The following is a 12427-nucleotide window of genomic DNA, read 5'->3' on the forward strand; positions in this document are numbered from 1 at the left end:
CCTTTTGTTACAACTTTATTGTATTTTTTTTAAGTGTCTCTAAAATCTATAAAAACAAGCCCAGCATCTGTATCTTAAACTGCTTCTCCGTAGTCCATTCACCGACACTCATACTTTCTCGCAGAAAACTTTGAATCTCTTTACGCGTCATAGGTTTATCTCTTTTCTTTCCAACGACTTGAGTCACCTCCGGTTGTCCAATTTCAACTTTTGTTGCATAGATACTAGTATGCCGATCGGGAATGACCGCGCCGAGGATCATTCCCGGTAGGCCATGAAAGGTAGTCGGTCCGGAGGATAGAGGAATATCGTCTGTATAGAACGCAACGACATACACTGAATCCATGATAACCCCATTCGCACGCCGACAATTGTAACCTGCTATCTCCCGATACTCATCCGTTATCTTCCACTTCACGTTTAATAGCGAATCCTGAGTCCACATATTCGTCCCCTGGTAGTCCATAAGACTGTGCATCTGCTTCTTTTTCATATCCTGATAAAAGATGCCCTCATAATCTAAGCCGAACCAAATTAAACTCCGCATAAAGCCCGTTAGCTCTTGCTTTACTGGCTCATAACGCGATTTTTCATCAGAAAACAATAACTTACTTTTAAATATGTAGGTTTCTGGAGCTTTGGACATCATCTGCTCCATATAGGTCTTATCAAAATTATCGTTCTTTCCGACGGACGTCAGTGTTTTTAAGAAATTTTTGACATGGACCGTCTTCTCAAAGTGTATGGTTCCGCCCTGCGGAAAATAAGCATACTGTGCGGATAATGTGTGAGAACACAAAATGACTATCCATAAAATTACGATTCGAATACGCATTATTCAGCACCTCCTTTCATCGATGTAAAATCCCAACTAACTTGTAACATAAAAAAACGTCCTATTGTATTATATCTTTCTTGTACCAACGTACTTCCATTTTGTCTTCTGGAAAAACCAACATTTTGATTCAATGCATCCTGAACATAAAAGTCCATGGTTAATGATTCATTTTTCAAGAACTTTTTACTCACCCCTGGTTTCCACAACAGACGATCAAATTTCTCGTTAAACACCCCGGTTGGAGCCTGATACGTATAATCCATATCAGAATATACCTTTATCTTTAAGGGTAAAAAATAAGCAAGGTTCCCTGTTAATCCATATTCAAAACCATTGCTATTTAAGTTCGGCTGTAGCGAATTCTTTAACACATTGTATCTCGGTCTGAAGCCAACATCAAAGTCAAGCCCTTTCTTTGCATATCGATTGAAACCAAGGCTAAAGGCATAGTTCATATTATTATTTTCACTTAGATCTCCATTGATATAATTGAAATAGTTGTTATAACCTCCCGAAAGCTCCAGGTTAATGCGCACTTTTTTCTTTTTCCAGACGTTCATTCCGGTTCCTCCATAAAATCGAAACGTTTGTCCTACATCCTCCAAATTGGTGTAGAAAAATGTACGGATACCTTCGGCAATCGTTATATTTTGCTGAATATTATTGAATTGTTGGCTCCATCCTACATTAGCATACGAATAACGATCTTTTAACGGATTGTATGCATTATAGCTCAAGCCGTATTCGTTGGACTGGGACGGCTTCAAGTTTTCATTTCCAACAATAATATTGAGGGGGTCCGTATTTTGTTTCAAGGGTTGTACCTGTGACAACGACGGTAAATTATTGTACCGATTAAAACGAAGGCCTACACTTTTACTTTTCGATAATTTATAACGCAAAAAGACCGAAGGACTATAGGTGAAATAATCCCTATTTAAATCTAGTTTCTGATAGTTATTAACCTGATAGAGGTTATCATTTCGAAACGAATTGGTCACACCTGCATCCAACAAATCCGAACGGTAATTAAACGATAGGTTGGCTCCGTGCCTTGTCGTATTAAAATCAAAATCATTACTAAACTCAAGATCTAGATCATCGTATTCTCCATCGATTTTATTATATGAATTATTAACGGAAGAAGCGTTGCTCCGACTAAACTCGTACTGCAAGCTGCTTGTTAGCTTCTTCGTGATTGGTTCCGAATAAGTAAGGGACGAACGGAAACCTGTCCTTTTACTAATCATCTCTTTACGCTGGTCAATTTCTTGTTTGGAATGTAATTCCCCAGCATTATAAAGATTAGTCGTTGATTGTAAAAAGCCATTCCCCTTATCCTCGTTTACCTCTCCATTTGCACGCAACGAAAAGGATCGTCCTTCTTTTCGAAATTTACGCGTCAGGTACACGCTATAATTAAACCCCTGTTTATCGGTTGTCGTATGCTGAGAAGAAGTATTATCATTCAATGTCACATCATCTCCATCAGAATTTCTTGCTTTCCTGGTCCGATCGGATTCCGATTTCCCTTTCGAAGCACCCATCGAAAAAGTTGCTGTCGTAAGAGAATCAATATTCAAATCATAACGTCCATTAAAACGATGCTTATCATTACTTGAAAAATTAGTACTATTGTCATTGCTGTTTAATATAGAATCTTTCGCATTCTCTTGTGAGAGCACAGCAGCCACTTCATCCTTCTCCGTATGTCCAAGCTTGTAACTCATATTTACTTTGTGCTTCCCACCCTTCCAGCTATCAGCGAAAGAAACGCCCGTGCTCCATGCCTTTGGCTTACCTCGTCCATCCCAATAATCCATTTCATCACCAGACCAAGAAAAATACATTCCCCCATCATCCCCGACCTCAGTCGACATATTGGAAAAACCAAATTTATCACTGTCTTCCCAATTCAGAGAGACCGTACCGTCATTACTTCCCAGCGCATAAAATCCAATCTTTTGCGAACCCGAAAATTTATTGACCGCAACTTTTCCCGTGTAGTACCCGGCAGACTTGTCTCCACCGCCACCAGCATCAATCTTACCAAAGACGCCTTTCTTTGCGTCTTCTTTTAGCTTCAGGTTTATCGTTTGAAGGCGCTGTCCATCATCCACCCCCGTACGCTCTGCCTCCTCCGTTTTTTTCTCATACACCTGTACTTTATCCACCATATCCGAACGGATATTCTTCGTTACCAAGGTCGGGTCGTTGCCAAAAAATTCCTCCCCATCGACCAGCACCTTCTCTACTTTTTTTCCTTGCGCGGTTATTTGACCATTGGCATCCACGGTGATACCAGGCAATACGCGAAGCAGATCTTGTACTTTCGCATTCTTCTCAACCGTAAAACTTGAGGCGTTATATTCCGTGGTGTCTCCCTTAATAACAATAGGTATTTTTCCTGTAACGACAATCTCCTCTAATAAATGGCTAACACTCGTTAAGGCAACTTGACCCAGATTTAAATCTTTATTTCCAATGACATTTTTTACAACAGCCCCAAATTTAGGGTAGCTTACGACCAGCAAATAATCGGCCGTATCGGGTCGCATTAATGAAAATCGACCCTCAAGATCGACACGTGTATGCGCCACCAGGATAGAGTCTTTTGCCTGCAATAACATAACAGTTGCATGTACAAGTTTCGTAGTCCGCTCACCATCATCCACGACCTCTCCAACAACTTTGGTTTGGCCAAGTAAATCCATGCTACAGAACAAAAAACAACATAACATAAAGGTTAGTCTTCTCATAAAAAAGTAAAGGTTGTATCTAAGTACTACGAAAATATCATAATTAAATATGAGTTACATACAAGGCAAAACTATTTAACACTTAATTAACACGTACACAGAGAATGATGCAAATATTAGAATTTTCCATACAAAGGGAAAAAATATTTTTATATCGCGTTTAATCTCCTATTTATTACACTTAAACACACACGTTAAACACGTATACCAAACAATCATATTTGCCAAACCTTTACCCTCGCAAAGCCGTTTTATGAAATATTAATTATGTAACTTTGTAAAAACTTAAAATATATGCAAACGATAAAAGAATATGTTCAATCCAATAAGGATAGATTTTTAGAGGAATTGTTCGCCTTATTACGTTTTCCATCGGTTAGTGCTGATCCTAAATACAAGAATGATGTTGTCAAAACAGCTGAATTCGTTGCGCAAAAACTTAAAGATGCTGGCGCGGATAAAGTGGAGGTTTGCCCAACAGCTGGCAATCCGATTGTGTATGGAGAAAAGATTATTGACCCAGCACTTCCTACCGTTTTAGTGTATGGGCATTATGATGTACAACCTGCTGATCCATTAGAGCTATGGGAAACACCTCCTTTTGAACCAACCGTACGTGATGGCAAAATCTATGCGCGCGGAGCAGCGGACGACAAAGGGCAATTTTACATGCATGTTAAAGCTTTTGAATACATGATTGCCAACCAAGCACTGTCATGTAATATCAAGTTTATGATTGAAGGAGAAGAAGAGGTAGGTTCTGTAAACTTAGGCACATTCGTAAAAGAAAACACAGAACGCTTAAAAAGCGATGTAATTGTTATCTCTGATACCTCTATGATTAGTCTGGAACAACCTTCCATTGAAACAGGCTTGCGCGGCTTGTCCTACGTAGAGGTGGAGGTAACAGGACCGAACCGTGATTTACACTCAGGGGTGTATGGGGGTGCTGTAGCCAATCCAGCGACGATCCTCGCGAAACTTATTGCGTCTTTACACGATGAGAACAACCATATCGCAATTCCTGGATTTTATGATGATGTATTGGAATTATCTCCCGCAGAAAGAGAAGCATTAAATAAAGCTCCTTTTGATATTGAAGAATACAAACAAGATTTAGGCGTTGGTGATATTTTTGGGGAAAAAGGTTTCACTACGATCGAAAGAACAGGTATCCGTCCAACTCTAGAGGTAAATGGTATCTGGGGTGGGTACATTGGTGAGGGTGCCAAAACGGTATTACCGTCTAAAGCATTTGCAAAAATATCAATGCGTTTGGTCCCAAATCAGAATTCGGAAAGAGTGACCGAACTGTTCAAAAAACATTTTGAAGGTATTGCTCCGGCCTATGTTAAAGTTGAGGTAAAACCACACCACGGCGGTGAACCAGTAGTTACACCAACGGATAGTATTGCCTACAAAGCGGCGGAAAAAGCGTTGGAAGAAGCTTTCAACAAGAAACCAATTCCAACAAGAGGAGGAGGTTCAATTCCTATTGTAGCCCTTTTCGAAAAAGAGCTTAATGTAAAAACGGTACTACTAGGCTTCGGCTTAGACAGCGATAACTTACACTCTCCGAATGAGAAGTATGGTATTGAAAACTACTTAAAAGGGATCGAGACCATTCCTTCTTTCTTCAAGTATTTTGCTGAATTAAGTAAATAATTTCATAAAAGAGAAAAGCTCCACGACATTGGAGCTTTTCTCTTTTTTAGCTATGTTTGGTGCATGAATAAGCTTCTGCGAAAAATGCATCTATATGCGTACTACGGTTTTGTTCTCTTTTTTTTCGCACTAGCATACCCTAGATTGGCGTTCTTAGCACGTAAACCACAAAAAAACTACCAACGCATTGCACAAATCAGAAGGTGGATCAGCTTATCCTCTCTTCGCTTAGCAGGCATTCGTATCCAAGTTCTCCATCAGCCTGACCTGGATTGGTCTCAGAACTATATTATCTGCCCGAACCATACCTCCATCTTAGACATCAGTATATTAAACTATATTGTGCCACCCAACTTTTCCTTTATGGGCAAGGTAGAATTGCTCAGCAATCCAGTAACCCGTATATTTTTCAAAACTATTGATATTGCTGTTGATCGGAACAGTAAAGTATCTTCTTTCAAAGCTTTCAAACAAGGAGACACCTTACTCAAGGAAGGGAAATCCCTCGTTATCTTTCCCGAAGGAAAAATTGACGATGAATATCCACCAATTATGCATCCTTTCAAGGCAGGGCCATTTCGACTCGCAACAGATAATAATAAGGCTATTCTTCCAGTCGTTATACACAATGCTTGGGAACTTTTGTGGGACGATGGTTTTAGATTTGGCATGAAATCTGGCACCCTATATCTATCGATTCTAGATCCCATATCTCCGCATTTAGAGGGGCACGAAAAAGATAAAGATTTAGCAGACTCTGTTTACAAACAGATGAATTTTTCTTGGCAAATGTATAATAAATCGTAACTTAACCTACATATTGCGAACTACATGAACAATGAATACTTAATTGAGATTGATGACATCGGCAGACAGTATATTGTTGGTAATCAAGAAATAGACGCCCTCAAATCTGTTACATTAAAGATCAAAAAAGGTGAATTTGTCGCCTTAATGGGTCCCTCCGGATCAGGAAAATCAACCTTAATGAATATCTTAGGGTGTTTGGATACACCGACCAAAGGACGATATGTGTTGAACGGCCACGATGTTTCGGATATGAGCGAAAATGACCTTGCGGCGATCCGCAATAAGGAAATTGGTTTTGTTTTTCAAACGTTCAACCTACTCCCTAAAAGTACGGCCTTAGAAAACGTAGCCCTTCCATTAATTTATGCGGGTTATAGTAAAAAGGTGCGGGAAGAACGGGCACAGCGGACCTTGGAGAACGTAGGCTTAGGAAATAGGGTCGATCACCGTCCTAATGAACTGTCGGGAGGACAACGTCAGCGTGTTGCCGTTGCACGGGCTTTAATTAATGAACCATCCATTATCTTAGCGGATGAGCCAACAGGAAACCTCGATACTAAGACTTCTATTGAAATTATGGGATTGATTGAGGATATCCATGCAAAAGGAAATACCATTATCCTCGTTACCCATGAGGAAGATATCGCACAACATGCGCACCGTATTGTAAGAATGCGTGACGGATTAATTGAAGATGATTATACGAACCCTAGCATAAAGTCCGTAAAGCCCCGATTGGAAGCATTACGAGAAAAGGGTTCAGACTTTGAAAATTTATAACTTTTTAAATCACTCAAAATCAACAAATTACCAACAGCGCGGTAACATAACATTCTTTTGACTTGATTTAGTTAATAATTATGTTATTTTTGCGAAAATAGCAAATATAAATTATTAGATATGTATTGGACACTAGAACTAGCATCACACTTAGAAGATGCACCATGGCCAGCAACTAAAGACGAGTTAATCGACTATGCTATTCGTTCAGGAGCTCCAGTTGAGGTGATAGAAAATCTCCAAGCTTTGGAAGACGATGGCGAGCCATATGAAAACATTGAAGAGATTTGGCCTGACTATCCGACGAAAGACGATTTCTTTTTTAACGAAGACGAGTATTAAGTATTATAAAAAACGCCTCCCCGAGGCGTTTTTTATGTGTAAATCCATTTTTATCATGCGACAATACATTTGCACTATTATAATCCTTCTAACTGTGCTTACGGTATCTGCTCAACAAAGCACTAACGAAGTAGACAAAGATATATCGATCATAAAAAACTTTGTTACTAGTGTTGCGGATGAGGAAGTCCGTGCGGATGTCATCTTAAGTCAACATCTGCTCCTAAAAGGGGAACTGTCTAATGACACCTACGATTACCTGGAAGCGAGTGTGCAGGAGATCCGATTGAACTTACAAAACAGAAAGCTAGAAGATATTCAATACATTCCCTTCAATAAATTACCACGTAAAGAAACAAAAGATATAGATCCGGAAGGGAAACCAACAGACAAAATGTACTTCTTGCGATACAAAGACCGTCAGTTACTCGCGGTTTATATCGAAGCGGATAAAATCGCTTCTTTTACACTGGTATCCAAAGGCAATAATATGGCACATTTTGTAACCTACTAGATGCTGTTGCAAACGGTTATTCAATGGTAAAAAAATATTCATCCGTTCCGTTCTCACTATTTAATTATAAAAGTTTTTTATAAAAATTTGCAGTTCATTATTTAATTTTTGATATTTGCTTTAATCAACAACAAAAATGATATTTTCAATCGTAAATAAAGCATGGTGGTGGCACAACAGTTAATGTTGTGGCGAAATCCTATTGCTTGAAATATTTACATCAAAAAATAGTGGGCTTGCCGTTTTGGCGAGCCTTTTTTTGTAGAAAAAACCTGCGTGTTCGCTAAAACAATATACCCATCAACTGTACCCATTATGTGGAAGCAGCGTAGCGTACATTAGTTTATTTATTTTCTTTATTCTGTTATGAAAGAAATACTAGCTCATTTATTTGAGTACAAAACATTTACAAAAGAAGAGGCTTACAATATCCTCACGAATATGGCGACGGGCAAATATGATGCACACCAAATAGCGGCCTTTATGACCATATATGGGATGCGTAGCATTCGCGTGGAGGAGCTCAGTGGCTTCCGTGACGCCATGTACGATCTATGTCTTAAAATGGAGTTTCCAGGATACGATCTTATCGACTTATGTGGTACAGGTGGCGATGGAAAAAATACATTTAACATCTCAACACTGGCCTCTTTTGTTGTCGCTGGCGCCGGATACCATGTAGCGAAACACGGGAACGTAGGCGTTTCATCGGGCTGTGGATCTTCCAATGTTATGGAATATTTAGGCTATACTTTTACGAATGATAAGAGTATCTTGAACAGCCAACTGGATGAAGCAAATATATGTTTCTTACATGCGCCTCTATTTCACCCCGCCATGAAGACAGTCGCTCCTATTCGCCGTGCACTTGGCGTAAAAACTTTCTTTAATATGTTGGGTCCCTTGACAAATCCTGCAAGCCCAAAATATCAAGCCGTTGGTGTTTTCAGTTTAGAGCTTGCCCGATTATACAACTATCTGTATCAACAAACCGAAAAGCAGTATAGTATTATTCATGCCTTAGATGGTTACGATGAAATATCACTGACAGGTGATTTTAAAATTATAAGTAATGCCGGAGAAAATGCCTACGAAGTGACACAATTAGGTTTCGAACCACTTGCGGCGAACCGCATCAAAGGCGGTGATACCGTAGAAGAAGCGGCCAAAATATTCACCACGATTATCCAAGGGCAGGGCGACGATGCCCAGAACAATGTTGTCCTTACCAATGCGGCATTTGCAATAAAGACGATCCACCCCGAAAAGAGTTTTGCCGACTGCTTCTATGAGGCAGAAGAATCCTTACTTCGGGGCAATGCGTTACGTTCATTCAAAAAAATTACGCAAAATTAATATGGCAATCTCTTTGGTCAAAGTATGTGGCATGCGTATCCCGCATAATATCGAGGAATTGACGCAGTTACCAATAAACTACATCGGTTTTATTTTCTATAAAAAATCGAAACGTTTTGTGTCGACACTGCCATTAGTAGAAATGCCCGATACGATTAAGAAAGTAGGGGTTTTCGTAAATAGCACCATCGAAGACGTTAAAACGGAGATTGCGCATGGACTCCAAGCGGTACAACTTCACGGCGATGAATCTGCTGCCTACTGCCAGTCCATTAAAGACACCGGAGTGGAGGTCATCAAAGCTTTTGGTATTGGGTCCGTTATGGATTGGAAGCAACTTGAACCTTACACCACCGTTGTAGACTATTTTTTGTTTGACACCAGTAGTGCACAATACGGCGGAACGGGGATTACCTTTGACTGGCAGATATTAAAAGAATATCCCTATGATACACCTTACTTTTTAAGCGGCGGTCTCGATATCGATAATATTCCAACCGCCCAACAAATAACAGATCCTAGATTGGTAGGACTAGACTTAAATTCTCGGTTCGAAATTGAACCAGGACTGAAAAATATCAACCGAATTAAAGAAGCTTTGAAAATCATAAAAAGATGAGCAAGTACCATGTAAACGAAAAAGGCTATTATGGACCTTTTGGCGGCGCTTATGTCCCTGAAATGTTGTACCCCAATGTAGAGGAGTTGCAACAGAAATACCTAGCAATCATGGAAGAAGACAGCTTTAAGGCTGAATTCAATGAATTGCTGCGGGATTATGTCGGCCGTCCTTCTCCCCTATACTATGCGAAACGTTTATCGGAGAAATATAAAACCAATGTTTTCCTGAAACGGGAAGACTTAAATCATACTGGAGCACATAAAATCAATAATACAATCGGTCAGATCCTGTTAGCAGAACGTCTGGGGAAAAAGCGCATTATTGCTGAAACAGGAGCTGGCCAGCATGGTGTCGCTACCGCAACAGTATGTGCGCTGAAAGGATTGGAATGTGTTGTCTATATGGGCGAGATTGATATTCAGCGGCAGGCACCAAATGTTGCCCGTATGAAAATGATGGGGGCGACAGTTGTTGCAGCACAGTCAGGCAGTAAAACCCTAAAAGATGCCACAAATGAAGCTTTGCGAGATTGGATTAATAACCCCGTAGACACGCATTATATTATTGGGTCAGTCGTGGGGCCTCATCCCTACCCCGATTTAGTGGCACGCTTTCAATCCATCATTTCTGAAGAAACAAGAAAACAGCTGAATGAAAAAACAGGTAAAGAATTGCCAGACTACGTCTTGGCATGTGTTGGCGGTGGGTCAAATGCTGCAGGGATGTTTTACCACTTTCTCGATGAGCCTTCGGTGCAATTAATTGCGGTTGAAGCAGCAGGACATGGGGTGGACAGTGGTGAATCAGCGGCAACTACTGCTCTCGGCCACGAAGGTGTACTACATGGTAGTAGATCCATTTTAATGCAGACTCCGGATGGTCAGGTTATTGAACCCTACTCTATCTCTGCCGGATTAGATTATCCAGGAATCGGGCCTCAACATGCCTGGTTGTACAAAAGTGGGCGCGGCACGTATGTGAGTATTACGGATAACGAAGCGATGGAAGCGGGGCTACAGTTAACACGTCTCGAAGGAATTATCCCTGCAATCGAAAGCTCCCATGCTTTAGCACAGCTCGAAAAAATGGCGTTCCAACCCGAGGATAATGTCGTCGTATGCCTGTCCGGCCGTGGCGATAAGGATTTAGATAATTACATGAAATATTTTGGTTTTTAATAGCATGACAACGAACAATATATTTACTGACCCAGAAAAATCAAGGCTCTTATCCATCTATTTTACAGCCGGATATCCAACCTTAGGTAGCACTATTGATATTGCAGAGAGCTTAGAAAAAGCAGGAGCCGATTTTTTAGAAATAGGTTTCCCGTATTCGGATCCCGTAGCAGATGGCCCGGTCATCCAACACAGTTCGGAAGAAGCGCTTAAAAACGGAATGACGCTGGAAATCCTCTTCACGCAGCTACGGGAGTTACGTCAACGTGTTTCTATTCCTATTTTCTTGATGGGTTATTTTAATCCTGTCCTTCAATTTGGAGTCGAAAAATTCTGTATCGCCTGTAAAGAGGTCGGCGTAAATGGCGTAATCATCCCCGATCTTCCCATGTATGAGTATGAGGAACTCTATCGGGATGTCTTCGAAAGTAATGGCATTAGCAATATATTCTTGATCACGCCACAAACTTCAGAAGAACGGATACGAAAGATAGATCAACTTTCGACCAGCTTTATCTACGTCCTCTCATCCAATGCGACCACCGGGAAACAACTCGAGGTAAACAACTCGGCAAGTGATTACTTTACACGTCTCGCTTCGATGAAGTTGAAAAACCCGTTAGTTATCGGCTTTGGTATTTCTAATGCTGATACGTTTCGAAAAGCAACAGACCATGCAAAAGGGGCTATTGTAGGAACTGCGTTTGTTCGCCTGTTAGCTGAAGAGAATTACGCTGAAAAGATTCCTGCTTTTATAAAAGCTTTAAAATAACTTCAAATACTTAATATGAAGGGAGTTTTTACTCCCTTCATATTACAGATGATTTACATATTTTGAATATACTTTAAACACAGCAATGGCTGTAATGATAAGTATCGCCGCAATAGAGAGCGAGATTTCCGGATTTAGATTGAGCTGATCCATCTTTAGGTAATAATTTTAAGGTTTCATAATTTTATTACGTTAAAAATAACTGTTGTAACATGAAATTACAACTTTTTTTTTCGCTTTTTAACAAAATAATTACAATCGTGAGTTCAACCGAACCATCTTTAATTCATTATATTTGCCAGCAGTGAAAACCTTCGTTACATATCTATTACTATTTTTCTATGCGCTGACAAGCACAGGAGCTTCTGTGTATATGCACCAGTGTCATGGAGGAACAGTTCTTGTAACACAAGATAATATCGAAGAGCACCACAAAAACTGTCCACTTTGCAACGCAGAAGGCGAAACTAAGCCGCATGCCTGTGATAAAGGAAAAGCAGATTGTTGTAAAGACATTAAACTAGACCTTAAGAAAAGTAAAGACGATGCAGAAAATGCGCATGCTTCTTTAACCTTTTTAAGTCTTTCTCCTGCTACGATAACATTGCACTGGATATTATCCGTTCAATATAATCAGGAACAGGAACTACTTCCACAAGAAATTGATGCGGCCAAGCTGTTGGTCTCGTCCTCTCCGACCTATCTCAAACACTGTAATTTCAGAATTTGATTTCTTCTTTTTGATTATTTATAGGTATTAACGTTCTTTTTACCTAGGCTGTCAACACTTT

12 protein-coding genes are annotated in these 12427 nt (G+C 40.0%); 10 read left to right on the plus strand and 2 right to left on the minus strand.

Annotation, left to right across the window (positions count from 1 at the left end):
- Positions 1–46: 46 nt before the first annotated feature.
- Together B9Y69_RS18040 and B9Y69_RS18045 are read right to left on the minus strand one after the other, a co-directional pair.
- Entirely contained in the window at positions 47–835 is a 789-nt protein-coding gene (locus B9Y69_RS18040; RefSeq protein WP_085474391.1) for a GLPGLI family protein, read from the minus strand.
- Positions 835–3552 (minus strand): outer membrane beta-barrel protein, encoded by a 2718-nt coding sequence (locus B9Y69_RS18045; protein WP_159451883.1) that lies wholly within the window; start codon positions 3550–3552, stop codon positions 835–837. Before B9Y69_RS18045 ends, B9Y69_RS18040 begins: the two co-directional genes overlap by 1 nt.
- Positions 3553–3891: 339 nt before the next feature.
- Here B9Y69_RS18045 and B9Y69_RS18050 point away from each other — a divergent pair, with 339 nt between their 5' ends.
- From B9Y69_RS18050 to B9Y69_RS18095, 10 genes are all read left to right on the plus strand, one after another.
- A complete protein-coding gene (locus B9Y69_RS18050) occupies positions 3892–5262 on the plus strand; it encodes a dipeptidase (protein ID WP_085474393.1) in 1371 nt (456 codons plus the stop codon).
- A gap of 63 nt (positions 5263–5325) precedes the next feature.
- Positions 5326–6069, plus strand: coding sequence for a lysophospholipid acyltransferase family protein (locus B9Y69_RS18055; RefSeq protein ID WP_085474394.1), 744 nt, complete (start codon positions 5326–5328; stop codon positions 6067–6069).
- Between the two features lie 24 nt (positions 6070–6093).
- Entirely contained in the window at positions 6094–6852 is a 759-nt protein-coding gene (locus B9Y69_RS18060) for an ABC transporter ATP-binding protein (protein WP_085474395.1), read from the plus strand.
- A 120-nt stretch (positions 6853–6972) separates the two neighbouring features.
- Positions 6973–7194 carry a DUF2795 domain-containing protein gene (locus tag B9Y69_RS18065; RefSeq protein WP_002996718.1) on the plus strand — a complete coding sequence of 74 codons (222 nt, stop codon included), beginning with the start codon at positions 6973–6975 and terminating at the stop codon, positions 7192–7194.
- 94 nt (positions 7195–7288) lie between these two features.
- A complete protein-coding gene (locus B9Y69_RS18070) occupies positions 7289–7708 on the plus strand; it encodes a hypothetical protein (RefSeq protein ID WP_085474396.1) in 420 nt (139 codons plus the stop codon).
- A gap of 366 nt (positions 7709–8074) precedes the next feature.
- Positions 8075–9064 carry an anthranilate phosphoribosyltransferase gene (trpD, locus tag B9Y69_RS18075; RefSeq protein WP_085474397.1) on the plus strand — a complete coding sequence of 330 codons (990 nt, stop codon included), beginning with the start codon at positions 8075–8077 and terminating at the stop codon, positions 9062–9064.
- A 1-nt stretch (position 9065) separates the two neighbouring features.
- Positions 9066–9683, plus strand: a complete 618-nt coding sequence (locus tag B9Y69_RS18080) for a phosphoribosylanthranilate isomerase (protein WP_085474398.1) — start codon at positions 9066–9068, stop codon at positions 9681–9683.
- A complete protein-coding gene (trpB, locus tag B9Y69_RS18085) occupies positions 9680–10864 on the plus strand; it encodes a tryptophan synthase subunit beta (RefSeq protein WP_085474399.1) in 1185 nt (394 codons plus the stop codon). The genes B9Y69_RS18080 and trpB overlap by 4 nt, the downstream gene beginning before the upstream one ends.
- Before the next feature lie 4 nt (positions 10865–10868).
- Positions 10869–11636 carry a tryptophan synthase subunit alpha gene (trpA, locus tag B9Y69_RS18090; RefSeq protein WP_085474400.1) on the plus strand — a complete coding sequence of 256 codons (768 nt, stop codon included), beginning with the start codon at positions 10869–10871 and terminating at the stop codon, positions 11634–11636.
- 295 nt (positions 11637–11931) lie between these two features.
- Positions 11932–12366, plus strand: coding sequence for an HYC_CC_PP family protein (locus B9Y69_RS18095; RefSeq protein ID WP_144036619.1), 435 nt, complete (start codon positions 11932–11934; stop codon positions 12364–12366).
- The last annotated feature ends 61 nt before the right edge of the window (positions 12367–12427 follow it).

The sequence above is a fragment of the Sphingobacterium psychroaquaticum genome (assembly GCF_900177625.1).
In the GTDB taxonomy this organism is placed as follows: domain Bacteria; phylum Bacteroidota; class Bacteroidia; order Sphingobacteriales; family Sphingobacteriaceae; genus Sphingobacterium; species Sphingobacterium psychroaquaticum.